The sequence below is a fragment of the Saccharothrix sp. 6-C genome (assembly GCF_016695385.1).
Classification (GTDB): Bacteria; Actinomycetota; Actinomycetes; order Mycobacteriales; family Pseudonocardiaceae; genus Actinosynnema; species Actinosynnema texasense.
The window spans coordinates 6,446,719-6,471,287 of sequence record NZ_CP064192.1 but is presented as its reverse complement, the minus strand read 5'-3'; the positions used below and the strand labels follow the sequence as shown (position 1 = coordinate 6,471,287).

18 protein-coding genes and 1 pseudogene are annotated in these 24,569 nt (G+C 72.4%); 11 read left to right on the top strand and 8 right to left on the bottom strand.

Translation table 11 applies throughout. The features are described from left to right. Positions 1-39 precede the first annotated feature (39 nt). The 3 genes and pseudogenes from IOD16_RS27170 to IOD16_RS27160 form a co-directional block, all read left to right on the top strand. Positions 40-1,333 (top strand): annotated as a pseudogene (locus tag IOD16_RS27170) (IS701 family transposase); the annotation flags it as partial. 198 nt (positions 1,334-1,531) lie between these two features. After that, positions 1,532-4,405 carry an excinuclease ABC subunit UvrA gene (uvrA, locus tag IOD16_RS27165; RefSeq protein WP_123746313.1) on the top strand — a complete coding sequence of 958 codons (2,874 nt, stop codon included), beginning with the start codon at positions 1,532-1,534 and terminating at the stop codon, positions 4,403-4,405. A 470-nt stretch (positions 4,406-4,875) separates the two neighbouring features. Further along, a complete protein-coding gene (locus IOD16_RS27160; RefSeq protein WP_201436631.1) occupies positions 4,876-5,343 on the top strand; it encodes an SRPBCC family protein in 468 nt (155 codons plus the stop codon). A gap of 181 nt (positions 5,344-5,524) precedes the next feature. Here the strand turns inward: IOD16_RS27160 and IOD16_RS27155 are convergent, their stop codons facing one another. From IOD16_RS27155 to IOD16_RS27145, 3 genes are read right to left on the bottom strand one after another with little or no spacing between them, the layout of a single operon-like run. Further along, entirely contained in the window at positions 5,525-6,919 is a 1,395-nt protein-coding gene (locus IOD16_RS27155; protein ID WP_201436630.1) for a GntP family permease, read from the bottom strand. Next, the gene (locus IOD16_RS27150) at positions 6,916-8,505 is read right to left on the bottom strand and encodes an N-acyl-D-amino-acid deacylase family protein (protein ID WP_201436629.1); all 1,590 of its coding nucleotides are present in this window, start codon (positions 8,503-8,505) and stop codon (positions 6,916-6,918) included. Before IOD16_RS27150 ends, IOD16_RS27155 begins: the two co-directional genes overlap by 4 nt. 13 nt (positions 8,506-8,518) lie before the next feature. Then, entirely contained in the window at positions 8,519-9,772 is a 1,254-nt protein-coding gene (locus tag IOD16_RS27145; RefSeq protein ID WP_236594415.1) for an amino acid deaminase, read from the bottom strand. Between the two features lie 102 nt (positions 9,773-9,874). On the opposite strand from IOD16_RS27145, the gene IOD16_RS27140 reads away from it, so the two are divergent. The 3 genes from IOD16_RS27140 to IOD16_RS27130 are packed head-to-tail and all read left to right on the top strand — an operon-like array spanning position 9,875 to position 12,002. Further along, positions 9,875-10,843 carry a sugar kinase gene (locus IOD16_RS27140; RefSeq protein WP_201436627.1) on the top strand — a complete coding sequence of 323 codons (969 nt, stop codon included), beginning with the start codon at positions 9,875-9,877 and terminating at the stop codon, positions 10,841-10,843. Beyond that, positions 10,840-11,589, top strand: coding sequence for an IclR family transcriptional regulator (locus tag IOD16_RS27135; protein ID WP_123746319.1), 750 nt, complete (start codon positions 10,840-10,842; stop codon positions 11,587-11,589). Before IOD16_RS27140 ends, IOD16_RS27135 begins: the two co-directional genes overlap by 4 nt. 29 nt (positions 11,590-11,618) lie before the next feature. Next, a complete protein-coding gene (locus IOD16_RS27130) occupies positions 11,619-12,002 on the top strand; it encodes a RidA family protein (RefSeq protein ID WP_201436626.1) in 384 nt (127 codons plus the stop codon). A 179-nt stretch (positions 12,003-12,181) separates the two neighbouring features. On the opposite strand, the gene IOD16_RS27125 is transcribed toward IOD16_RS27130, so the two are convergent. Beyond that, entirely contained in the window at positions 12,182-14,473 is a 2,292-nt protein-coding gene (locus IOD16_RS27125) for an ATP-binding protein (protein WP_201441597.1), read from the bottom strand. A 106-nt stretch (positions 14,474-14,579) separates the two neighbouring features. Between IOD16_RS27125 and IOD16_RS27120 the strand changes: the two genes are divergently transcribed. Next, positions 14,580-15,176 carry a hypothetical protein gene (locus IOD16_RS27120; protein WP_201436625.1) on the top strand — a complete coding sequence of 199 codons (597 nt, stop codon included), beginning with the start codon at positions 14,580-14,582 and terminating at the stop codon, positions 15,174-15,176. A 37-nt stretch (positions 15,177-15,213) separates the two neighbouring features. On the opposite strand, the gene IOD16_RS27115 is transcribed toward IOD16_RS27120, so the two are convergent. Together IOD16_RS27115 and IOD16_RS27110 are read right to left on the bottom strand one after the other, a co-directional pair. Next, on the bottom strand, positions 15,214-16,743 hold the full coding sequence (locus tag IOD16_RS27115; RefSeq protein ID WP_201436624.1) for a S8 family serine peptidase: 1,530 nt from the start codon (positions 16,741-16,743) through the stop codon (positions 15,214-15,216). A gap of 262 nt (positions 16,744-17,005) precedes the next feature. Continuing rightward, a complete protein-coding gene (locus IOD16_RS27110) occupies positions 17,006-17,356 on the bottom strand; it encodes a DUF1844 domain-containing protein (protein ID WP_053722440.1) in 351 nt (116 codons plus the stop codon). Between the two features lie 267 nt (positions 17,357-17,623). On the opposite strand from IOD16_RS27110, the gene infC reads away from it, so the two are divergent. The 4 genes from infC to IOD16_RS27090 all read left to right on the top strand — a co-directional run bounded on the left by infC (position 17,624) and on the right by IOD16_RS27090 (position 19,831). Continuing rightward, on the top strand, positions 17,624-18,229 hold the full coding sequence (infC, locus tag IOD16_RS27105) for a translation initiation factor IF-3 (protein ID WP_053722439.1): 606 nt from the start codon (positions 17,624-17,626) through the stop codon (positions 18,227-18,229). 73 nt (positions 18,230-18,302) lie between these two features. Beyond that, complete coding sequence (rpmI, locus tag IOD16_RS27100) at positions 18,303-18,497, top strand: 50S ribosomal protein L35 (RefSeq protein ID WP_123746324.1); 195 nt, start codon at positions 18,303-18,305, stop codon at positions 18,495-18,497. Between the two features lie 99 nt (positions 18,498-18,596). Further along, the gene (gene rplT / locus IOD16_RS27095) at positions 18,597-18,986 is read left to right on the top strand and encodes a 50S ribosomal protein L20 (RefSeq protein WP_123746325.1); all 390 of its coding nucleotides are present in this window, start codon (positions 18,597-18,599) and stop codon (positions 18,984-18,986) included. After that, complete coding sequence (locus tag IOD16_RS27090) at positions 18,983-19,831, top strand: TrmH family RNA methyltransferase (RefSeq protein ID WP_201441596.1); 849 nt, start codon at positions 18,983-18,985, stop codon at positions 19,829-19,831. The genes rplT and IOD16_RS27090 overlap by 4 nt, the downstream gene beginning before the upstream one ends. A gap of 112 nt (positions 19,832-19,943) precedes the next feature. Here the strand turns inward: IOD16_RS27090 and IOD16_RS27085 are convergent, their stop codons facing one another. Beyond that, on the bottom strand, positions 19,944-22,745 hold the full coding sequence (locus IOD16_RS27085) for a hypothetical protein (protein WP_201436623.1): 2,802 nt from the start codon (positions 22,743-22,745) through the stop codon (positions 19,944-19,946). 7 nt (positions 22,746-22,752) lie between these two features. After that, positions 22,753-24,513, bottom strand: a complete 1,761-nt coding sequence (locus tag IOD16_RS27080; RefSeq protein WP_201436622.1) for an HSP90 family protein — start codon at positions 24,511-24,513, stop codon at positions 22,753-22,755. Between the last annotated feature and the right edge of the window lie 56 nt (positions 24,514-24,569).

The window sequence follows — 24,569 nt, the reverse complement described above, 5'->3', positions numbered from 1 at the left end:
GGGTGTGGGGGTGTGTCGGTTGTGTGATCTTCTGTGGCGGTGAGGCCGGAGGAGATGGCGCTGGTTCGCCCGGTGATCGAGGACTTCGCTGCTGGCATGTTCGGTGGGTTCGCCCGGCGTGATCAGCGGGCGAAGGGCGAGCTGTATCTGCGTGGGCTGTTGTTGGACGGCAAGCGCAAGTCGATGCAGCCGATGGGCGAGCGTCTCGGGGTGGATCACCAGCAGTTGCAGCAGTTCGTCACGACCTCGACGTGGGATCACGTGGAGGTGCGGCGGCGGTTGGCGGTGTGGGCGGCGGACTTCGTCGATCCGGACGCGTTCGCGGTGGACGACACCGCGTTCCCCAAGGACGGGACCTCGTCGCCGGGAGTGGCGCGGATGTACTGCGGCGCGTTGGGCAAGACCGCGAACTGCCAGGTCGGGGTCAGCGTGCACGCGGTGACCGACTGGGCGTCGGCGGCGCTGGACTGGCGGTTGTTCCTGCCCGAGTCCTGGGACGACCACAAGGCCGCCACCCCGGACCAGGCCGCCGAAACCCGGCGCAGGCGGCAACGGTGCGCGATCCCCGAGGACCAACGGCACCGGGAGAAGTGGCGCCTGGCCCTGGACATGATCGACGAACTCATCCGATGGGGCCTGCCCGCCCGGCCCGTGGTCGCCGACGCAGGCTACGGCGACGCCTCCGGCTTCCGCCAGGGACTCACCGACCGCGGACTGACCTACGCGGTCGCGGTCAACCCGATCGCCACCGCCCATCCCGCCACGGCGGCGCCGGTCACACCCGCCCACGGCGGAATCGGCCGACGACCCGAACCCCGCTACCCCGACCCGCCCGTCGACCTGAAGACCCTGGCCATGGCCGCAGGTCGGTCGGCGGGGAAGTTCGTGGTCTGGCGCCACGGCTCCCACAAGAGCCCGGCCAACCCGACCGGACGGATGCGGTCGCGGTTCCTGGCCCTGCGGGTCCGCCCGGCCAACCGCCACATCCCGAAGAACGCCGACAGCAGTCTCCCGGAGTGCTGGCTGCTCGCGGAATGGCCCACCGGCGCCGCCGAGCCCACCGACTACTGGCTGTCCACCCTCCCACCCGACATCCGGCTGCGCGACCTGGTCAGGATCGCCAAGATCCGCTGGCGCATCGAGCACGACTACCGCGAACTCAAGGACGGCCTCGGCCTGGACCACTTCGAAGGCCGCAGTTGGCTCGGATGGCACCGCCACGTCACCCTCGCCTCCCTCGCCCAGGCCATCTGCACCAAGCTCCGCCGCACCCCAAAAGCCCCTGCGCGGGACTGACCCTCTACGCCGTCCTGCGCCACCTCCAACACTTACTCGCGGTCTGGACCGGCCACTGCCACACCTGCCAACAACCCGTCCAGACCCGAACACCGCCAACAAAGCCGCAGCTCAACAGCACCTAACGAAGTCCTACTAGCATGGTGGACGCCCTCCCCGACAGGGCCGAAGCAGTGGTCCGATACGCTTTTCGAACGTCTGTTCGGGGAAAGGTCAAGAACCGAAGGGAACCGTTGTGGCCGACCGGCTTGTCGTTCGCGGGGCGCGCGAGCACAACCTGCGAGGGGTGGACCTCGACCTGCCGAGGGACAGCCTCATCGTGTTCACCGGGCTGTCCGGCTCGGGCAAGTCCAGCCTCGCCTTCGACACGATCTTCGCCGAGGGCCAGCGCCGCTACGTCGAGTCGCTCTCGGCCTACGCGCGGCAGTTCCTCGGCCAGATGGACAAGCCCGACGTCGACTTCATCGAGGGCCTGTCGCCCGCGGTGTCGATCGACCAGAAGTCGACCAGCCGCAACCCGCGGTCGACCGTGGGCACCATCACCGAGGTCTACGACTACCTGCGGCTGCTCTACGCCCGCGCCGGCAAGGCGCACTGCCCCACCTGCGGCGAGGCGATCAGCAAGCAGACGCCCCAGCAGATCGTGGACCAGGTGCTGGCCATGGAGTCGGGCACCAAGTTCCAGGTGCTCGCCCCGGTCATCCGCGGCCGCAAGGGCGAGTACCTCGACCTGTTCTCCACGCTCCAGTCCCAGGGCTACTCGCGCGCCAAGGTCGACGGCGTGGTGCACGCCCTCGGCGAGGTGCCGAAGCTCAAGAAGCAGGAGAAGCACGACATCGCGGTCGTGATCGACCGGCTCAGCGTCAAGGCGAGCTCCAAGCAGCGGCTGACCGACTCGGTGGAGACGGCGCTGCGCCTGGCCGACGGCCTGGTCGAGCTGGAGTTCGTGGACGTGCCCGAGGGCGACCCGGGCCGCGTCCGCGGCTTCTCCGAGCACCTGGCCTGCCCGAACGGCCACCCGCTGGCCATCGAAGACCTGGAACCGCGGTCGTTCTCGTTCAACTCGCCCTACGGCGCCTGCCCCGCCTGCACCGGCATCGGCGTGCGCAAGGAGGTCGACCCGGAGCTGGTCGTCCCCGACGACGAGCTGTCGCTGGGCGAGGGCGCGATCGCGCCGTGGGCGTCCGGCCAGACCGCCGAGTACTTCACCCGGCTGCTGGAGTCCCTCGGCCTCGCCATCGGGTTCCGGATGGACACGCCGTGGCGGCAGCTGCCCGCCAGGGCGCAGAAGGCCGTGCTGCACGGCGTGGACGAGCAGGTCAACGTCCGCTACAAGAACCGCTACGGTCGCGAACGCTCCTACTACGCCAACTACGAGGGCGTGATCCCGTTCCTGGAACGGCGGCAGGAGCAGACCGAGTCCGAGTACATGCGGGAGAAGTACGAGGGCTACATGCGGGAGGTGCCGTGCCCCACGTGCCAGGGCACGCGCCTCAAGCCGGAGATCCTGGCCGTCACGCTGCACCACGGGCGCAAGGGCGACAAGTCCATCGCCGAGGTGTGCGCCATGTCGGTGTCGGAGTGCTCCGACTTCCTCGACGGGCTCAAGCTCGGCAAGCGCGAGTCGATGATCGCGGGCGCGGTGCTCAAGGAGATCCAGGCCCGGCTGCACTTCCTGCTCGACGTCGGCCTCAACTACCTGTCACTGGACCGCGCGTCCGGCACACTTTCGGGTGGAGAAGCTCAGCGGATCAGGTTGGCGACGCAGATCGGCTCCGGGCTCGTCGGCGTGCTCTACGTGCTGGACGAACCCTCGATCGGGTTGCACCAGCGTGACAACCACAAGTTGATCGAAACCCTGATCCGGCTGCGCGACCTGGGCAACACGCTCATCGTGGTCGAGCACGACGAGGACACCATCCGCACCTCCGACTGGGTGGTCGACATCGGCCCCGGCGCGGGCGAGCACGGCGGCAAGGTCGTGCACAGCGGCACCTACAAGGAGCTGCTGAAGAACAAGGAGTCGATCACCGGCGCGTACCTGGCGGGGCGCAAGGAGATCCCCATGCCCGCCGCCCGCCGCAAGGTCGACAAGAAGCGGCAGCTCACCGTAGTCGGCGCGCGCGAGCACAACCTGCGCGGCATCGACGTGTCGTTCCCGCTCGGCTGCCTCGTCTCGGTCACCGGCGTGTCCGGCTCCGGCAAGTCCACGCTCGTCAACGACATCCTCGCGACCGTGCTGGCGAACAAGCTCAACGGCGCGCGGCAGGTCCCGGGCAGGCACACACGCGTGCGCGGACTGGACCAGGTCGACAAGCTCGTGCAGGTCGACCAGTCGCCGATCGGCCGCACCCCGCGGTCCAACCCGGCCACCTACACCGGTGTGTTCGACCACATCCGCAAGCTGTTCGCGGCCACCACCGAGGCGAAGGTGCGCGGCTACCAGCCGGGCCGGTTCTCGTTCAACGTCAAGGGCGGGCGCTGCGAGGCGTGCGCGGGCGACGGCACGATCAAGATCGAGATGAACTTCCTGCCGGACGTCTACGTGCCGTGCGAGGTGTGCAAGGGCGCCCGGTACAACCGCGAGACCCTGGAAGTGCACTACAAGGGCAAGACGATCTCCGAGGTCCTCGACATGCCGATCGAGGAGGCGGCGACGTTCTTCGAGCCGATCAACGCCATCCACCGGCACCTGCGCACGTTGGTCGACGTCGGTCTCGGGTACGTGCGGCTGGGCCAGCCCGCGCCCACCCTGTCCGGCGGTGAGGCGCAGCGGGTGAAGCTCGCGGCGGAGCTGCAGAAGCGGTCCACCGGCAAGACCGTCTACATCCTCGACGAACCCACCACGGGCCTGCACTTCGAGGACATCCGCAAACTGCTCGGCGTGATCAACGGCCTGGTCGACAAGGGCAACACGGTGATCGTGATCGAGCACAACCTCGACGTGATCAAGACGTCGGACTGGCTGGTCGACATGGGCCCGGAAGGTGGGTCCGGCGGCGGCATGGTGGTGGCCGAGGGCACCCCGGAACAGGTCGCCGACGTCACCGACAGCTACACGGGCCAATTCCTCCGCGAAGCCCTCCCCGCCGAAGCCGCCGTGAGCTGAACCAAGATCACCCGAAAGCGTTACGGACCTGCGGGTATGAATGGAAACACGGAATACGTTGCCGGAATAAAGGGAGGCGCGACGGCCAGGCACATCATCATGCCGACATCCCTCGAACCTCCCACCACCCGAGCCGCCCACCACCCGAGCCGCCCACCACCCGAGCCGCCGTCCACTCGGGCCTCACCACTCGGGCCGCCGTCCACCTGCACCGCCCTACGCGACTCGGACGCCCCGCGGCTCGCGCGTACTCGGCCCAGCGCCGGGCGCACCCGTTGCGCGTGTGTGCTGGGGTAGGTGGGACGGCCACGTGCGCGGCTCGTGTGCACCTGGCCCGTGGACGGACCTGGCTCGTGGACGTGACCTGGGCAGGCACGCGGTTCGTGTGCAGGTGACCCTGGCGGGCGGCTCGGGCAGGTGATCGGCTCGCGCAGGTGACTGCGGCGGCCGGTGTGCGTGACTATGGCTGCATGCCGCTGAACTCGTACCGCTTCCGCAGCGTCTGGTCGGTGGAGAGCACACCCGAGCGGGCGTTTGAGGTGTTGGCCGATCTGGGCAGCTATCCGAGCTGGTGGCCGCAGGTGCGTGCGGCCCGTCGGGTCGCCGACGAGGTGGCCGAGCTCCGGTGCCGTTCGGTGTTGCCGTACGACCTGGTGTTCCAGGCGCGCCACAACGCGCGGGAGCCGGGGGTGGGGTTGTTGCGCGCGGACCTGGTCGGGGATCTCGACGGGACGGCGAGTTGGCGGATCTTCGCTGAGGGGGCCGGGTCGCGGTTGGTCTACGAGCAGGAGGTCGTGGTGCGCAAACGGTTGCTGCGGCGCCTTTCGGTCGTCGCCCGGCCGTTGCTGCTGGCCAACCACGAGCTGATGATGCGCAGCGGCCAGCGGGGGTTGCGCACGTACCTGGCCGGGTTCCACGCGGCGTTGGGGGAGGGGTAGCGAGGTTCCGGTGAACCGGTTGGCTCGCGGCCGGACGGTGTGCAGGCCGGCGGCTGAGCGCTGAGCGCTGAACGCTGTCGGGAGGCTGAAAGCCGGAGACCGATCACCCGGAGACCGATCACCCGTAGACCTGGCGGCGGTGGGCAGGGGCCGAGCCTGGCGTCTGCCCACCGCCGCCGAGCTACACGACCAAGCTGAGCAGTGCGGCGACGACGAAGCCGACCACGGACAGGATGGTCTCCAGCACGGTCCACGTCTGGAGGGTTTCCTTCACCGACAGGCCGAAGTAGCGGGACACGATCCAGAACCCGCCGTCGTTGACGTGCGAGGCGATGATCGAGCCCGCCGCGATCGACATGACCAGCAGCGCCAACTGCGGCTGCGAGTAGTCCAGGTCCGCCACCACGGGCGCGACGATCCCGGTCGTGGTCACGATCGCGACGGTGGCCGAGCCCTGCGCGATGCGCATCCCGCAGCTGATCACGTACGACAGCGCGATCACCGGCAGCCCGATGTCGGCCAGCGACGTGGCGAGCACCTTGCCGACCCCTGTCGCGGACAGGACCGCGCCGAAGAACCCGCCGGCGCCGACCACGAGCAGGATCATCGCCACCGGCCGCAGCGACGCGGCGGACAGCTCGGTCAGCTGGGCCCGCGTCATCCCGCGCCGGGAACCCAGCAGCCAGAACGCGAGCAGCACGGCGATCGTCAACGCCACCGCGGGCGTGCCGAAGAACGTGAACACGCCGAGCACGGTGGAGCCCTTGGGCAGCAGGATGCTGCCGAACGTGCCCGCCAGGATCAGCACCAGCGGCACCGCGATGATGCCCAGCACCAGCGACAGCGGCGGCTCGCCCTTGGCCTGGTCGTCCCGCGTCTTCGCCGCGGCGGCCAGCATCTCCTCCGGCACGGGCACGTGCAGCCGTTTGCCCATCCACGCGGAGAACAGCACGCCGCCGATGAACCACGCGGGCAGCGCTACGGCCAGCGCCATGATGATGATCCAGCCGAGTTCGACGCCGAGCAGCCCGGCCGCCGCGACGGGCCCGGGGTGCGGCGGCATGAACGCGTGCATCACCGACAGGCCCGCCAGCAGCGGCATCGCGTAGAGCACGATCGACCGGCCGCTGCGCTTCGCAGCCACGTACACCAGGGGAGCGAGCACGAAGATGCCGATGTCGAAGAACACCGGCACACCGAAGATCAACCCGGCCAGGCCCATGGCCAGCGGGGCGCGGTTCTCGCCGAACGCCCGCAGCAGCGACCGGGTCAGCACCTCCGCGCCGCCGGACGCCTCCAGGATGGAGCCGAGCAGCGTGCCGAGGCCGATGATCGCGGCGACGTGCCCGAGGATGCCGCCGAAGCCCTTCTCCACCAACGACTCCGACGCTTTCTGCGCCGAACCGACCAGCGTCTCCACGGGCAGGCCCGCGGCGAGAGCGACGAGCAGGCCGACGATGAGCAGCGCGATGAACGGCTCGACCTTCCACCTGATGATCATCGCGAGCAGGAGGGCGATGCTGATCGCGGACAGCGTCAGCAGCCCTCCGGTGGTGTGCTGCAACCAGTCGATCACGCGCGGCTCCGGTGGTGTCGCAGGGAACGGCCGGGCAGGGCGTCGGTCCGCGCGCCCTCGTCGAGCACGGGCACCCCGTTGACGACGACGTGGCTGATGCCCGCGGCGGCCTGCCGGGGTTCGTCGAACGTCGCGGTGTCGGCGACCGCGTCGGGGTCGAACAGCACGAGGTCGGCGGCGCAGCCCTCGCGGACGAGCCCCCGGTCGGCCAGCCGGAGCCGCCGCGCGGCCCGCCCGGTCAGGTGGGCCACGCACTCCTCCAGCCCCAGCACGCCCAGTTCGCGCACGTACCGGGCGAGGTAGCGGGGGAACGTGCCCCACGCGCGCGGGTGCGGCCGGTCGCCGACGAGCAGGCCGTCGCTGCCGCCGGTGTGCGCCGGGTGCCGCATGATCGCGCGGACGTTGTCCTCGTGGCCGACGTGCATCAGGCACGAGGTGCCCAGCCGCTCGGACAGCAGGACGTCGAAGTACAGCTCGGCCGGCGGACGCCCGGCACGCCGCGCGGACTCGGCGATCGACAACCCGACCAGGTGCGCGTTGCGGGCCTCGCGCACGCCGTTGACCTCGATGGTGGACCAGTCGACCGGCACGCCGTGGCAGCCGTCGGAGCCGGTCTCCTCGACCTCGACCCGGATCCGCTCGCGCGTGCCCGCGTCGGACAGCCTGGCCAGGGTCGCCTCCGGGCCGCCCTCGCCCGCCCAGCTCGGCAGCAACGCCGACAGGTACGTCGCGCCGGGCAGGTAGGGGTAGGTGTCGAGGGTGATGTCGGCGCCGTCCGCGATGGCCCGGTCGAGCAGGTCGAGCAGCTCGCCCGCGCGACCCCGGTTGACCTCGAAGTTCATCGTGGCGTGCGCGAGGTGCAGCGGGCAGTCGGCGTCCCGGGACACGCGCACCATCTCGGCGTACGCCTCCAGCGCGCCCGCGCCGTAGCTGCGGTGGTGCGGGCTGTAGAAGCCGCCGTGCTCGCCGACGACCCGGCACAGCTCGGTCAGCTCGGCGGTGTCGGCGTACATGCCGGGGGTGTAGGTCAGGCCGGACGACATGCCCAGCGCGCCCTCGCGCATCGACCGCGCCAGCAGTTCCCGCATCCGGTCGAGCTCGGCGTCGGTGGCGGGCCGGTCGTCGTAGCCGACGCACAGCATCCGCAGCGTGCCCTGCGGCACGAGGTAGGCGGCGTTGACCGCGATGCCCCGGTCGAGGCGGTCCAGGTACTCGCCGACCGACCGCCAGTCCCAGTCGAAGCCGGGCGGGTCGTCGTTCCACCCGGCCAGCTGGGCGCGCAGCACGGCCAGCACGTCGTCGTCCACGGGCGCGTAGGACAGCCCGTCCTGGCCCAGGACCTCGGTGGTCACGCCCTGGGACACCTTCGCCAGGTGGTCCGGCTCGGCCAGCACCCGCAGGTCGGAGTGGGAGTGCATGTCGATGAAGCCGGGCGCGAGGACCCGGCCGTCGGCGTCGATCACCCGCCGCCCGTCGAGCCGGTCGCCGATCGCGGCCACCCGCCCGTCGCGCACGCCCACGTCCGCCCGGTAGGAGGGCGCGCCGGTGCCGTCCACGACCCGTGCGCCCCTGAAGACGATGTCCACGCCGTCGTGCCTCCTAGAAGTAGGTGCGGACCAGGTCGACGACGGTGGTGCCGTCGACCACGGGAATCAGCGGCCACTTGTCGAACACCGTGCAGGGGTGGGACAGGCCGAGGCCGACCCAATCGCCGACCTCGACCTCGTCACCGGACAGCCGGACGAACGCGTGCTGGTCGTTGAGCGCGGTGACCTCGGCGGAGAACGGGCGCTCGACGCCGTCGCGGCCGCGCACGACCTGCGGCTCGGGCAGGCCCTCGTCGAACGACGCGTCCCGCTTGCCCAGCGTCAGCAGCGCCAGGTCCGGCTGCGGCCGTGAGGTGACCTGCGCCCACGCGCGCAGCGCGCTGCGGAACGGTTGCGCGCCGGGCGTGCGGCCCAGGGGCGAGATGCCGCGGTAGAACCCGTCGTCGTGGGTGATGTACGCGCCGCTGCGCAGCACCGGCCGCACCGGGAACGGCCACGGTTCGGTGAGCTTCGCCGCCACCTGGTCGAAGTAGGCGCTGCCACCGGCGGTGACGATCGGCTCGTCCACGTCGAACAGGTCCCGCAGCGCGATCGCCAGGTCCCGCAACGAGGTCAGGTAGCCGTCCACGACGGAGCGCGCCTCGGGCGACGCGTCGTGCGCCAGCGCGCCCTCGTAGCCGCCGACGCCGACCAGGCGCAGCGACGGGCTGGCGGCGGCGGCCCGCGCCACCTCCGACGCGGTGGCCTGGTCGCGCGCGCCGGTCCGCCCGCCGCGCGCCCCGAGCTCGACCAGCACGTCGACCGGCCGCGCGACCGCGCCCAGCGCCTCGGTCATCCGCGCCACCCCGGCGACGGAGTCGACCCAACAGGTGAACTCGAACGTGTCGTCGGCGGCCAGTTCGGCGGCCAGCCAGCGCAGCCCGGCGGGGTCCACGAGCTGGTTGGCGAGCAGCACCCGCCGCACCCCGAACGCCCGGTAGACCCGCAGCTGGCTGGTGTTGGCGGCGGTGATGCCCCACGCGCCGTGCGCCAACTGGCGGGCGAACAGCTGCGGGGCCATGGTCGTCTTGCCGTGCGGGGCCAGCAGCACGCCGTGGTCGGCGCACCAGCGGGCCATGGTGGCGAGGTTGTGCTCCAGCGCGGCGGCGTCCAGCACGACCAGGGGGCCGACGAAGCCGTCGGTGAACAGGTCGAGCCGGCGGGCCGCCACGTCGCCGATCGTGGCGCCGAACGCGTCGGCGGGCAGGCCCTTGAACCGCCAGTCGACCCGCTCGTCGCGGAGGGCGGCCACAGCGTCGAGATCCACGTCTCCCGCTCCTAACGTTGCGTAGAATGCAACGGCTATTGCGCGATGTGATGTTGGAGTGTGTAACATTCGGTCACCGCCGCCGTCAATCAAGGAGTTCGGATGCGGTTCGACCTGCCGGGCGGCGTGGTGTGCCTGGGCGAGACCATGGCGGTGCTGGTGCCCGCCGAACCCGGCCCGGCGCGCGCGGCGCGCACCTGGACCCGGGCGATCGGCGGCGCCGAGTCCAACGTGGCCATCCACCTGGCCCGCCTCGGCGTGCGCAGCCGCTGGGTGGGCGCGGTGGGCGACGACGCGTTCGGCGGCGCGGTCCTCGACGCGGTGAGCGGCGCGGGCGTGGACGTCACCGGCGTGCGCGTCGACCCCGACCGGCCGACCGGCCTCTACGTCAAGGAAGCCGACGCCGCCGGCAGCCCCGTGCGGTACTACCGGCGCGGCTCGGCGGCGTCCGCGATGGGACCGGACGCGCTGGACCGGATGACCTGGGACGACGTGGCCCTGGTCCACGTCAGCGGCATCACCGCGGCGCTCTCGGACAGCTGCCTGGACCTGCTGCGGGCCGTCCTGCGCCGACCGCGCGCCGCGCCCGTGTCGTTCGACCTGAACTGGCGGCCCGCGCTGTGGCACGACCGCGACCCGTCCGTGCTGCGGGAGCTCGCCGACGCGGCGGACGTCGTGCTCGCCGGCTCCGACGAGGCGCACGCCGTGTGGGGCGTCGGCGACCCGACCGAGCTGCGGGCGCTGCTGCCCGGCCCGACGACGCTCGTGGTCAAGCACGGCGCACGGGGCGCGACCGTGCTCGAAGGCGGCACGTCGACGTTCCAGCCCGGCCTGCGCGTGGACGTCGTGGAACCCGTCGGCGCGGGCGACGCGTTCGCCGCCGGCTACCTCGCCGCGCACCTCGCCGGCGAGCCACCGGCCCGGCGACTGCGCGTCGGGCACCTCCTGGCCGCCTCCGCGCTGCTCACCAGGGAGGATGTCGGCGAGTCGCTGCCGCCCGCGGTGACCGTGCCACTGCTGGACGCCGATTCCCGCACGTGGGCCGCCGCACACCTGAGGAGACGTCGATGAGCCAAAGCCTGGACCGGGCGCTGACCCTGGTGGGGGAACTGGCCACCGGGCCCAAGACGCTGGACGAGCTGTCGGGCGTCATCGACGTGCACAAGTCGACCGCCATGAGGCTGCTGCGCACGCTGGAGTCGCACCGGTTCGTGCAGCGCGAGGGCGTGCACCACTACCGGCTCGGCACCGCCCTGTTCGACCTGGCCAACCGGGCGCTGGAGGAGCGGGACGTGCGGCGCAGCGCCGAGAACGCCCTGCGCGACCTCAACGCCCGCACCGGCTACACCGTCCACCTCGCCTCCTACGAGGACGGCGAGGTCATCTACATCGACAAGTACGACAGCACCCACCCGATGCGGATGTACTCGCGCATCGGCAGACGGGCCCCGCTGCACTGCACCGCCGTGGCCAAGGTGCTGCTGTCGGACCTGCCCGAGCCGCGCCGCCGCGAGGTCGCCCGGTCCATCGACTACGTGCCGCTGACCGCGAACACCATCACCACCCCCGACGCCTACCTGGCCGAGCTCGACCGCGTCCGCGCCGCCGGCTACGCGGTCGACAACGCCGAGCACGAGGACTTCATCCACTGCGTCGCCGCGCCCGTCCGCGGCGCCCGCGGCGAGGTCGTCGCGGCCGTGTCGATGTCCGTGCCCAAGGTGCTGCTGGACTACGACGGCCTGCTCGGCCACCTGCCCGACCTGCTCGCCACCGCGCGAGCCGCCTCCGTCGAGTGCGGCTGGTCGCCGCGCGACTGAGGAACCACCAGAGAGGAAACGCACAACCCATGGCGAAGACCGAGATCAGGACCGCCGACGCGCCCACCCCCGTGGCCGCGTTCTCCCAGGGCGTCCGCAAGGGCCCCGTGCTCCAGGTGGCGGGCCAGGTCGCGTTCGACCCGGCGACCGGCGCCGTCGTCGGCGACACCGTGGCCGAGCAGACCCGGCAGGCGATGCGCAACGTGATCGCCGTGCTGGCGGCCGGCGGCGCCACCCTCACCGACGTGGTGATGCTCCGCGTCTACCTCACCGACACCGCCCACTTCGCCGAGATGAACGCCGCCTACGGCGAGTTCGTCACCGACCAGCCGTTCCCCGCGCGCACCACCGTGTACGTCGGGCTGCCCGACCGGCTGCTGGTCGAGATCGACGCGCTCGCCGTGATCGAGTAGCCGTCGCGGCGGCGGGGCGTCCCTCGTGCCGATCACCCTGCGAGCACACCGCCACCCGGACGGGGGACCGCACGTACTTCTGCCGGTTGTTCTGCGTGGTGTCGGGCGCGCGCGGGCGATTGACTGGTGACACCCCCGAGAGCACGTCATGGAAGGACCCGGCGATGGCTAGGAACGCATCACCGATCGGCTGACTCCACGGCCGCGGCCCGGTCGCGGGACACCCCAGCCCCGACCGGGTCGCCCAGGGCCTCGTGGACCTCGGCCAGCACACCGAGCACCACCGCCAGCCGGTGGTGCCGGTGCTCGGCGGCCAACGCCGCCGCCCGCGTCAGCTCGACCAGCGCACCTCCCGGATCGCCGAGCCGGTGCAACGCCAACCCGCGCAGGTAGTGGGCGTCGCACAGGCTCGGCGGCGCGGTCGCCGCCCGCAGCAGCTCCAACGCCTCGTCCGCCGCCGCCAGCACCTCCGGCCACCGCGCCAACCGGCCCAGGCTGTCCGCCGTGCGCACCAGCAGCGTCGCCGACATCTCGCTCGCCATCACCGGCGCCAGCGCCGGCCTCCCCGACCGCACGTTCGCCAGCAGCTCCCGGTGCACCTGCACCGCGTCCTCGTGCCGCGCCAACCCGTCGAGCACCAGCGCCAGGCACGACAACGAGATCTGCTCACCCAACGGGTACCCGGCCCGCCGGAACAGCTCCTGCGCCCGCCGCGCGCTGACCTGCGCCTCCTCCAACCGGCCCGTCCGCAGCTCCGACACCGACCGGTAGTGCACGGCCCAGCCCTGCTCCGTCACGTCACCCGCCGCCACCGCCGCCCGCCACGCCTCGTCGTGCAACGCCAACGCCTCCGGGTACCGGCGCATCAGCACCGACAACGTCCACGTCAGGAAGTTCAGCTGCACCGCCTCGTCGCGCACGCTGCCCAACGCCCGCGCCGCCGCCACCCCCGCGGTGAACACCTCCACCCACGTCTCGGCCCGCCCCCGCTGGTCCGAGTACCAGTGCATCGCCGTGGCCAGCCGCACCACCTCCGCGTGCAGCCCGTTCGCACCCGCCCACCGCAGCGCGCCCAACCAGTTCGCGGCCTCCGCGGTCAACCACGCGTCCGCGTCCTCCTGGCTGCTCAACGGCCCCGACGGCGTCGTGCGCGCGTCCGGGCCGAAGAACCCGGCCGCCGCCACCGCCGTGCCCAGCAGCCAGTCCGCCATCCGCCGCCGCGCCTGCGCCACCACCGGCGCCGGCTCCTCGTCGACCAGCCGTTCACCGGCGAACACCCGGATCAGGTCGTGGAACACGTACCGGCCGGGCACCTCCGCGGTGTCCAGCAGGCTCATGTCCACCAACTCCTCCAACGTGTCCTCGGCGGTGAACCGGTCCACGTCGGCCAGCACCGCGGCCAGGTCCGGCCCGAAGTCCGCGCCCGGCGCCAGCGACAACCGCCGGAACAGCACCGCCGCCTTCGCCCCCAGCTGCCGGTACGACATCTCGAACGCCGTCCGCACCTGGAGGTCCCCCGCCGTCAACGCGGACAACCGCCGCCGTTCGTCCACCAGCTGCCCGGCCAGGTGCCCGATCGTCCACTTCGGACGGCTCGCGAGCCGGTTGCCGGCGATCCGCAGCGCCAGCGGCAGGTGACCGCACAACTTCGCCACCCGCGCCGTCGCCACCGGCTCCGCGCCCACCCTGGCCCGCCCCGCGATCGCGCCGAGCAGGTCGAACGACTCGCCCGGGTCCAGCACGTCCAACCCCAGCCGCCGGCCGGCCTCCAACCCGCCCAGCACCAGCCGCGACGTCACCAGCACCAAGGACCCCGAGCCCGTCGCCAACAACGGCCGCACCTGCGCCTCGTCCGACGCGTTGTCCAGCACCAGCAACGTCGACCGGTCCCGCAACCGCGCCCGGTACAGGTCCGAGCGCTCCGCCTCGCCCGCCGGGACCTCCTTCTCCGGCACGCCCAGCGCCAGCAGCATCCGGTGCACGACCTCCGACGGGTGCACCGGCCGCACGTCCATCCCGCGCAGGTTGAAGAAGAAGCACCCGTCCGCGAAACGAGACGCCAACCGGTACGCCGCCCGCACCGCCAACGCGGTCTTCCCCGCGCCCGGCGGGCCGTGCACCACGACCAGCGACGTGGTCCGCGTCCGCTCCGCCACCGCCGCCAGCTCGGCCAGCTCGCCCTCGCGACCCGTCAGGTCGGCCACGTCGGGCGGCAGCGCCGACGGCGTGACCGGCGACGGCACGCGCCGCGCCCGGCCTTCCTTGGCCGCGTCCAGCAGCTCCCGGATCTCCTGCTCCGCCAACGAGAGCACCCCGGCCAGCGCCTCCACCGTCCGCCGCTGGGGTCCCTTCGCGCGACCGCGCTCCATGTCGCTGATCGCCCGCACGCTGACCCCGGAACCCTCCGCCAGCTCCTCCTGCGTCAACCGGACCCGCAACCGGTGCGCGCGCAGCAGCTCACCGAACGTCATCCCCACGCTTCGACATTAGTGCCACCGGCCGCGACACCGACCCGCGGTCGCGGCGACGACCGTCACGTCGGTTCCCGGTAACGCCGAGGTGGTAAGACCACACCTCATGAAGTGGTACGCGGATCGCCCGGCCCGGCTGGTGTGGCAAGTGCTCGCCGACCTGCTCGCACTCGTCTGGACCCTGACCTGGGTGAAGGTCGCCACGGCGGCGGGCGACGCGGTCCGCGCGCTGCGCGCGCCCGGCGACGGCCTGTCCGATGCCGGGCACAACCTGTCCGACACCTTCGGCGAAGCCGCCGCCAAGGCCCGCGAGGTGCCCCTCGTCGGCGGCAGGCTGGCCGACGCGCTGGAACGCGGCCGGTCCGCGGGCGGCACCCTGACCGACGCGGGCCAGGCCCAGGTGCAGGCCGTCGAGTCCACCGCGCTGTGGCTCACCGTCGCGCTCATCGCCATCCCGCTGGCGTTCGTGCTGATCACCTGGCTGCCGCTGCGGCTGCGGTTCGCCCGGCGGGCCGCCGTGGCGCGCCGGCTGCGCGACCAGGGCCGGCTCGACCTGCTCGCGCTGCACGCGCTGACCACCCTGTCGCTGCGCGACCTGGCGGCGTTCCCCGGCGACCCGGCCGAGGGCTGGCGGCGTCAGGACCCCGAGGTCGTCGAGGCGCTCGCCGCCCGACGACTGCGGGCCAGCGGCGTCCGGCCGTGACGCCGGGGCCGCCACCGACCCCGGCGTCACGCTGCGATCAGGCCATGCGGTGCCAGAACACCTGGCCCGTCGGGCCGTAGAGCACCACGTTCGAGTCGTTCTGCACGATCAGCCGGTCGGCCGCCGTGCCGTGCGTGTTCGTGTGCCACACCGGCTGACCGGCCGCCGTGTAGATCACCAGGTTGCCGTCGAGCTGGAGGACCACGTACGCCGCGCCCGTGCCGTGCGTGTTCGTGTGCCACAGCGCCTGACCGGCCGCCGTGTACAGCACCAGGTTGCCGTCACCCTGCATGACCAGCGTGAACCGGCCGTCCTGCGACACCTTGGCCTGCCCTGCCCCCAGGCTCTCGCCCCGGACCAGCGTGTCCGCGCCCGGCTGCGGCGCCGGCGCCGACCCGGTGAACAGCAGCGCGTTCGGCGAGCCCGTGCCCGGGTTGCCCACCTTGTTCGGCGTCGCGGCCGACACCAGGGCGTCCCGCACCTGCTGCGGCGACGCGCCCGGGCTGCCCGCCAGCACCAGCGCGGCGGCCCCCGCGACGTGCGGCGACGCCATCGACGTGCCGCTGATCGTGCTCGTGGCCGTGTCGCTCGTGCTCCACGTCGACGTGATGCCCACACCCGGCGCGAACACGTCCGTGCACGTGCCCCAGTTCGAGAACGTGGCCCTCGCGTCGGAGCTGTCCGTGGCGTTCACCGTGATCGCCTCCGCCACCCGCGCGGGCGAGTACGAGCACGCGTTGGCGTTCGAGTTGCCGGACGCCACGGCGTACGTGACGCCCGACGCGATGGACCGGCGCACGGCCTCGTCCAGCGCGTCGTTCGCGCCGCCGCCGAGGCTCATGTTCGCCACGGCCGGCTTCTGCGCGTTCGCCGTGACCCAGTCCACCCCGGCCACGACGCCCGCGATCGTGCCCGAACCGGAGCACGAGAGCACCTTGACGCCGTGCAGCCGGACGCCCTTCGCCACACCGTGCGCCGCGCCGCCGACCGTGCCCGCGACGTGCGTGCCGTGACCGTTGCAGTCCGTGTTGTTGCCGTCACCGGTGGTGTTGGCGTCGAAGCTGGCCCGCCCGCCGAAGTCCGCGTGCGTCGTGCGGATGCCGGTGTCGATGATGTAGGCGTGCACGTTGCCCGCCGTGGTGGCGTAGCCGTAGTTCGCGTTGAGGGGCAGGTCGCGCTGGTCGACGCGGTCCAAGCCCCACGACGGCGGGTTCGGCTGGTCGGCCAGGGCCTCCACCCGCCGGTCCTGGGCGACGTAGGCCACCGCCGGGTCGGCCGCCAACCGCTTGGCCGCGCCCTCGCTCATGGTCGCGGCGAAACCGTTCAGCGCCGAGCGGTAGCGGTGGGTGACGCGGGCGCCCACCTTGGCCGCCGCCACGTCCACGCCGGCGCCGTCCTTCAACACCACGATGTAGCTGCCCGGAACGGCCGTCGGGCCGCCGGCGTCGCGGATCTGCGGCTCGGCGGCCTGCGCCGGCGTCATCGCCAGCGCCGCCACCAGCACCGCCGACGCACCGACGCCGACCGCTCGGGCCCATCGGATCCAGGGCGCGCGGAACTCTCCCATGTCGGGTTCTCCCTCGTGCAGGGGTCGAGGATCAGGAGTTCGCGCGAACCACTTCGACCCTGGCACGCCCGCGCGCCGATCCTCCAGACCCCGCGCGCCACCCCTTCGGCGCCCGCGCACGACCCTTCGGCCTCGGGAGCCCTACCTCCCCACCGCGCGTGTCCTACGTTCGGAACGCGCGTGTCCTACGTTCAGGACCCCCGAGTTGAACGCTCGCACCCCGACGCACCGGCATGTCGGCGCTCCGGCACGTCCGGCGGGCTCAGTACACGGGGCCGGTGTACTTCTCGCCCGGGCCCTGGCCCGGCTCGTCCGGGTACGCCGACGCCTCGCGGAACGCCCGTTGCACGGACTGCAACCCCTCGCGCAGCGGCCCGGCGTGCGGCCCCAGGTACTCGGCGGACGCGGTGACCAGGCCGGCCAGCGCGGTGATCAGGCGGCGCGCCTCGTCGAGGTCGCGGCGCGGGCTGTGCTCGGGGTCTTCGTCGGCCAGGCCGAGGCGTTCGGCGGCGGAGGAGAGCAGCATGATCGCCGCCTTGCTGATCACCTCGACGCTGGGAACATCGGACAGGTCGCGGACGTTGTTCGAAGGCAGGTCGGTCACGGGAGCCATTCTCGCAACCGCCCCCGACCGGTCGCCGATTCGGGGGTTGACAAGGCCATCTGCTACTATTCTCCGCGCGACCAGTCCCCGCACCTGTGGGGACGGCAAGTGGAGCCCCGCTCCCACCCGAGTCTGCCGCTTCGTGCAGGTGGCCGGGTCCGGTCCATCGAGGGGTCGACTGCGCCCTTCGTTGTGCGATCGGTAGGAAGCGGGCCTCACACCGGGCAGGTGTGGGGCCTCTTGTCTTTGGCGCACAACGAGTCACAAAGGACGTGAATGACAAGTCCCTCGAACCGAGGTGCTCCGGTGAGCACCGAGCCGCGCATCAACGACCGCATCCGCGTGCCCGAGGTTCGTCTGGTCGGGCCGAACGGCGAGCAGGTCGGGATCGTTCGCATCGAGGACGCGCTCCGACTCGCCCAGGAATCGGATCTCGACCTCGTCGAGGTCGCCGCACAGGCTCGGCCGCCGGTCTGCAAGCTCATGGACTACGGCAAGTTCAAGTACGAGAGCGCGCAGAAGGCCCGTGAATCGCGCCGCAACCAGCAGCTGACGGTCATCAAGGAGCAGAAGCTCCGGCCGAAGATCGACCCGCACGACTACCTGACGAAGAAGGGCCACGTGGCCCGCTTCCTGTCGCACGGGAACAAGGTCAAGGTGACCATCATGTTCCGCGGCCGTGAGCAGTCCCGGCCGGAACTGGGTTACCGACTGCTGCAGAGGCTCGCCGAGGACGTCGCGGAGCTGGGGTTCGTCGAGTCGAATCCGAAGCAGGACGGCCGCAACATGATCATGGTGTTGGCGCCGCACAAGACCACGAAGACCCGTCCGATCAGGAACGACGGCGCCGACGAGGCGACGGACGAGTCTGTCGAAGAGTGATCTCCCGGCCTCCGGGCCGGGAGCCAGCATGGCCGCCCCCATCCCCGGTGGCTGCACGAGACTGAGGACGGAAATGCCCAAGAACAAGAGCCACAGCGGGACCTCCAAGCGCGTGAAGGTCACCGGCAGCGGCAAGCTCGTCCGCGAGAAGGCCGGCAAGCGCCACCTGCTGGAGAAGAAGTCCAGCAAGCTGACGCGTCGTCTCGCCGGCACGACCGAGGTCGCGAAGAACGACGTGCCGCGGCTGAAGAAGCTGCTCGGCCTCTGATCGTCCGAGGCCGTCCGAGCCTCCGAGGCCAGACCTTCACCCCCTTGAACACCACGGGGTCGGCCCCCACCGACCCCACGAGATCGACAGGATGGACCCGTGGCACGCGTCAAAAGGGCAGTGAACGCCCAGAAGAAGCGCCGTACCACCCTTGAGCTCGCCAGCGGCTACCGCGGCCAGCGTTCGAGGCTGTACCGCAAGGCCAAGGAGCAGGTGCTCCACTCGCTCAACTACGCCTACCGGGACCGTCGCGCCCGCAAGGGTGACTTCCGGAAGCTGTGGATCCAGCGCATCAACGCCGGTGTCCGCGCCAACGGCATGACGTACAACCGCTTCATCCAGGGCCTGCGGCTCGCCGGCATCGAGGTGGACCGCAAGATCCTCGCCGAGCTGGCCGTCAGCGACGCCGGCGCGTTCGCCGCGCTGGTCGAGGCCGCTCGCGCCGCTCTGCCGAGCGACGTCAACGCGCCCGTCGAGGACAAGGCCTGAGCGCGGACGATCGCGCACCACGACCCGGGGATGCTCCGTTCACCGAACGGACACCCCGGGTCGTTGCCGCTAAGCGGCTGACCAGGCGTTCCGGTCGCGACCGCGCCGAACGCTTCCTGGCCGAGGGCGCGCAGGCCGTGCGCGAGGCCCTGGCCTGGGCGGCAGCCGGGCGCGGCCGGGTGCACGAGCTCTTCGCGACCGCCGACGCCGCCACCCGCAACCACTCGCTGGTGCGGGCCGCCGTCGACACCGGTGTGCCGGTGAGCGCCGTGACCGACAAGGCCGCCGCCGCGCTGTCGGAAACCGTGACGCCGCAGGGCATCGTGGCCGTGTGCTCGCTCGTCGACGTGCCCGTGGCGGAGGCGCTCGCGCCGGGTGTGCGGCTGGTGGCGGTGCTGCACGGCGTGGCGGACCCCGGCAACGCCGGCACGGTGGTGCGCGTGGCGGACGCGGCCGGCGCCGACGCGGTGATCTTCGCGGGTGACGCGGTGGACCCGCACAACGGCAAGTGCGTGCGCGCGTCCACGGGCAGCGTGTTCCACCTGCCGATCGCGCGGGTCCGGGACGCGGACGAGGCGTTCGCGGCGTGCCGGTACGCGGGGTTGCGGCTGGTCGCGGCGGACGGCTACGCGCCGGAGGACCTGGTGACGGCCGACCTGCGCGGTGATCTCGCGGTGGCGACGGGATGGGTGTTCGGCAGCGAGGCGCACGGTCTGCCGGATGACGTCGTCGCGGCCTTGGACGCGTCGCTGAAGGTGCCGATCTACGGCGAGGCGGAAAGCCTGAACCTCGCGACCGCCGCCGCCGTGTGCCTCTACGCCTCCGCTCGCGCTCAGCGGGCCTGAGGTCCGGCGGGTCCGCGGCTCAGCCGGACCGCGCTCGGTTCCGTGGCGTGTGCTCCGCTCGACCGCGGCGGCGTGCTGCCCAGCGGGTCCGGTGGGCGGCACGCCGCTGGTCTCACGAGTCCAGCCGGCTGGTCAGGCCGCGGAGCAGGGGGTCGCCCGACGTCGGTTTGCCCCGGGTCCGCAGGGCCTCTTCGAGCACGTTCGCGATGTCGCCGAGGATCTGCGGCGGGGTCTCGTCGGTGATGAGGCTCCCGGCGCGGCGGGCTTCGGCTTCGGCGTTGACCTGGTCGCCCGACTCGAGGAGGAACCGGGCTCCCCGGGCCACCAGGAACGTCTGCCAGTCCAGGTCGCCCAGTTGGGCGGCCAGTTCCTCGGCGATGCCGTTCTGCTCGATCGCCGCCGCGTGCTCGCCCGCCTGGACGTGCAGGAACGCCCGGATCGCGGCGATCCTCGCGGTCAGGTGGGTGCGGTGGTCGGGGTCGTCCACCTCGGGCAGCAGCTGTTCCGCCTCGGTCAACGTGGTGGCGCACTCGGCGGCTTCCTCGTTCGGCAGCGCGGCGGCGGCTTCGACGAGGGAACCGGCGGCTTCGGCGGGCTCGGACACCGCCTGCCACGCCGCCGCGGCGCCCTGGTAGGCGGACGCGGCCTCCAGCGGCAGGTCCAGGCGGCGCAGGACACCGGCCAGGACGTCCAGGACCATGGCCCGCCGCCACGGCTCGTCGGCGGGGACCAGGCCCAGGGCCACTTCCAGGTGTCGGCGGGCGGTCTCGGTCTCGTCCAGCCGGGCGCACACCTGACCCAGCCGGTAGCGGACGGGGACGACGACGTCCGGGTCCACGTCGCCGCCGTCGATCACGCGGACGGCTTCCTCCAGGGCTTCCGCGGCCTCGACGAAACGGCCCGCTTTCAGGTAGCCGCCGGCCAGGGCGTAGCACGCCTTCGCCACGTCGTCCGGCACGCCGACGTCGTGCCCGATGGCGACCGCGTCACGCAGGTCCGCCAGGTGCTCGGCCTCCAGGCCCAGCCGTTCGACCGACGCCACCCGCTGGCGGTGCGCCTCGGCCGTCCACGGCCCGCGCGGCGAGCTGAACGCGCCGACGAACTCGGCGGCCACCCGCACCGCCTCCTCGTCACCGCGCACGGTCTGGATCTTCAGCAGCAGGCGCAGCGCGTCGAACCGCACCGACGCGGACGGCGAGTCCGACAGCACGTCCACGACCTCGGCGTGCGCCTCGTCCAGCCGGCCCGCGGTGGCCAGGTGCTGCGCCCGGTCGCACCGCGCCCGTGACACCAGCTCCGGCACCTCGGCCCGGGCCAGCTCCAGCGCCTCGGCGGTCAACGCCTCCGGCTCGTCGGTCTCGTCGTCGTCGACCAGCAGGTCCGCGAGCAGCAGCCGGGTGAGCACCCGCGTGTACGGGGTGCCCGCGGCTTCCGCCTCGGCCAGGCACGTGCGGGCCGCCGCGACGGACTCGGCCGGCCCGTCCTCCTCGGCGCGCAGCCCCGCGCCCCGCGCCCGGAACCGGTTGGCGAGGTCGTGCTCGCCGCACGCGACCAGCCGATCGACCGCCGCGTCCAGCTCGGCCAGCACCTCCTCCTTCGGCCGCAGGTGGGCGCTGACGATCGCCCGCCGTGCCGCGACCAGCGCGCCCAGCGTCTCGGGCAGCAGCGGGTCCAGGTCTTCCGGCAACGACCGCAGCAGCCGCATGCCGGTGACGAACTCGCCGCTGTCGAACGCGTCGCACAGCTGCTGCGCCAGCTCGACCGGGTCGGCGACGGTCACCGGGTCTTCCTCGTCCGCGGCGGGCGCGGGCGCGGACGAGATCGGCACGGCCAGAGCCACCGGGATCGTGTCCTCGGCGGCCAGCGTCCGCCGGACCCGGGTGCTCACCGCGTCGCTGCCGTTGCGCTGGTCGAACCTGGCGGCGATCTCCAGCGCCTGCGCCTGGAGCAGCTCGCGCAGCTCCGGCGCGGTCAGCACGGTCGTCCGCCCGTCGCGCGGCACGGCGAACTCCTCGTCCGGGGACACCCGGCTGAGCAGCAGCGCCGCACCGGCGGCGAAGTGCATGGCCCGGGACGGGCTGGTCGAGTGGTGCACCCGGTGCAGGTGGCCGCGCAGCAGCTCCACCCCGCGCCGCACGTTGCCCGACGTGGCGCAGAACTCCAGGTGGTCGTCCAGGTAGCCGCCGACCAGGTCGTCGCGCACCAGCCGGTACGCCACCACGTGCGCCTGCCGCGCCCGGTCCACGTCGCCCAGCGCCACGAACGCGGGCGTCAACGTGGTCAGGATGCCCTGCGGCTGGGTCGCGCAGCCGGTGTCCTGCTCCAGCTGGTGCTCGGCGTGCGCGACGGCCTCGGCGTGCCTGCCCTGCCGGATCAGGTGCCCGGCCTGCTCCTCGATGACGCACGCCTCGCAGTCGCTCATCGGGCCGCGGTCCATCGCCAGGTACTTCGCGAAGTGCTCCCGGTACGCCTCGTCGTCGCCGACGTGCGCGGCGAGGTCGGCCCGCGCGCCGTGCACCGGCTGCATCGAGTACCCGAGCCGCTGGTAGCGCTCGGCGAGCTGGTCGACGAACGAGCCGATCTGCGCCAGCGTGAACCGCGGGTCGGCGATCAGGCCGCTGACGATCCACTTGTGCGCCCAGTCGTAGCTGTGCGTCTCCCACTCGTCGAACGCCGTGGGGTCGCGCTGCTCGGCCGTGCCGCACCAGGCGAACGGCGCCAGCATCAGGTCGTAGCGGCCCAGGTCGTAGGCGGAGCGGATCAGCGCGATCCGGCAGCTCACGGCCAGCGGCAGGTGGTCGAGGGCGTCGGCGGACCGGGCCGCGCGCTCCAGCGCCTCGTGCCGCGCCATGCCCTCCGGCATGTGGTACGCCTCGACGAACTGCCGCTCGGCGGCGTCCTTGTCCTCGTTCACAGCGGCATCACCCTTTTTGGCTACCCACAGCGCGGTCCAGCAGTTCCAGGAACGAACGGTTCAGCGCCGCGGTGTCCTTCGGGCGCATCGGGCGCCGTGCCTGGAGCAGCGCGTGCACGTACAGCGACTCCACGGTCAGCTCGACCAGCGCCGGGTCGGTGAGCTGCGCGAGCCGCCGCACCAGCGGGTTGCGGCAGTTGAGCACGAGCCGCTGCGCCGCGTCCGACGTCGACTCGACCAGGCTGCCCAGCAGCTCCGCCCACAGCGGGTCGGCCTGCTCGCCGACCTGCCGCGCGTCCCGCTTGCGCTCGGCCTCCACGTTCGTGACCAGCAGCGCGGGCAGCGAGCCCGGGTCGAAGTCGCGCGGCACGGCCTCGCAGTCGTGCCGCTCCAGCACGTCCTTGGCGGTGGTGAGCCGTTCGCGCAACGCGCGCTCCAGCTCGGCGTCCGGGTCGCCCAGCGCGGCCAGCACCTCGCTCGGCGCGACCCGGCGCGCGGCGGCGGGCCCGTCCAGGGCGACCAGCCGTTCCATGATCTCCGCGTCGTAGGCGTAGCCCGCGTTGACCAGGCCCATGCCCTGCGCGTGCGCGACCGGCGCGAGCTGGCGGAACTCGTCCACGTCCGGCACGTGCGCGATGACGCCGTGCTTGCGGCGGAACTGGCGCAGCGACTGCGGGCCGTCGGTGGTCTCGAACGGCAGCCACCGCTCGACCAGCCGCAGCATCTCGTCGTCCACCCTGGCCAGGGACTTGATGCCCAGGTGGTGGGCGTCGAGCAGGGCGCGGGTGCGGTCGGGGTCGGTCGCGTCGAGCCGGACCAGCCAGTCGCGGACCTGGCGGCCCAGCTCCTCGCGCACGGCGAGCAGCGTCTCGTCCTGGTAGAGCGACTCGCGGCTCGCGGTCGGCCGCAGCGACGACGAGTCGACCACGCAGCGCACGAAGTACGCCCACTCCGGCAGCAGGCCCTCGATGGAGTCGCCGACGAGCATCCGCTTCAGGTACACGCGGTGGGACTGGCGGGCGCCGGGGTGCACGCCGCTCGGCAGCACGTACGCGACGCCTTTCAGGCCGACCGCGGGCACCTCGACCGGAATCGCGTCGAACGGGCGCACGCCGAGCACCTGCTCGCCGTACCCCAGCGCGTCCTCGGCCCACGGCAGCCCGCCGTGCGTGACGACCTCGTCGCCGACCCGGACCGTGACCGGCAGCAGCGCGCCGTACTCGGTGACGAGCGCCTTCACCACGTCGTGCTCGAGCCAGTGCTCGGAGTCGCGGTGCGGCACCAGCTCGATGGTGGTGCCGACCGGGACCCCGGCGTCCGCGCCGACGACCTCGACCTCGTAGTTGCCCGCCGCGTCGGCCGTCCACCGCACCGCGAGGCCGCCCCTGGCCGAGCGGCTGACGAGCCGGATGCGCTCGGCGACCAGGAACGCCGACAGCAGGCCCACGCCGAACTGGCCGAGGAAGCCCTGGCGGGCGAAGCCCAGGTCGTCGCGCTTGGAGGTGCGGCCGAGCGTGGACAGCAGGTCGTGCACCTCGCGCTCGGTGAGGCCGATGCCGGTGTCGGTGATGCGGAGGGTGCCGCCGGAGGACCCGACCGGCTCGATCACGACCTCGCCCGGCGCGTCCGGTTCCAGCGCGCGGCGGGCGGTGATCGCGTCCACCGCGTTCTGCAGGAGTTCGCGCGCGTACACGCGAGGGCTGCTGTAGAGGTGGTGGCTGAGCAGGTCGATGATCCCGCGCAGGTCGACACCGAAGGTGTGTGCCATGGGACTGGAGTTCACCTCGGGTCAGGTCACGGGGGAGGGACGAGATTCTAAGGGCG

What these genes read in the sequence shown, in the direction of transcription:
- rpmI (WP_123746324.1), top strand. Translation starts at nt 18,303, where the DNA reads ATGCCCAAGAACAAGAGCCACAGCGGGACCTCCAAGCGCGTGAAGGTC.
- IOD16_RS27080 (WP_201436622.1), bottom strand. Translation starts at nt 24,513, where the DNA reads ATGGCACACACCTTCGGTGTCGACCTGCGCGGGATCATCGACCTGCTC.
- IOD16_RS27130 (WP_201436626.1), top strand. Translation starts at nt 11,619, where the DNA reads ATGGCGAAGACCGAGATCAGGACCGCCGACGCGCCCACCCCCGTGGCC.
- IOD16_RS27140 (WP_201436627.1), top strand. Translation starts at nt 9,875, where the DNA reads ATGCGGTTCGACCTGCCGGGCGGCGTGGTGTGCCTGGGCGAGACCATG.
- IOD16_RS27120 (WP_201436625.1), top strand. Translation starts at nt 14,580, where the DNA reads ATGAAGTGGTACGCGGATCGCCCGGCCCGGCTGGTGTGGCAAGTGCTC.
- IOD16_RS27160 (WP_201436631.1), top strand. Translation starts at nt 4,876, where the DNA reads ATGCCGCTGAACTCGTACCGCTTCCGCAGCGTCTGGTCGGTGGAGAGC.
- IOD16_RS27115 (WP_201436624.1), bottom strand. Translation starts at nt 16,743, where the DNA reads ATGGGAGAGTTCCGCGCGCCCTGGATCCGATGGGCCCGAGCGGTCGGC.
- infC (WP_053722439.1), top strand. Translation starts at nt 17,624, where the DNA reads ATGACAAGTCCCTCGAACCGAGGTGCTCCGGTGAGCACCGAGCCGCGC.
- IOD16_RS27110 (WP_053722440.1), bottom strand. Translation starts at nt 17,356, where the DNA reads ATGGCTCCCGTGACCGACCTGCCTTCGAACAACGTCCGCGACCTGTCC.
- IOD16_RS27135 (WP_123746319.1), top strand. Translation starts at nt 10,840, where the DNA reads ATGAGCCAAAGCCTGGACCGGGCGCTGACCCTGGTGGGGGAACTGGCC.
- IOD16_RS27125 (WP_201441597.1), bottom strand. Translation starts at nt 14,473, where the DNA reads ATGACGTTCGGTGAGCTGCTGCGCGCGCACCGGTTGCGGGTCCGGTTG.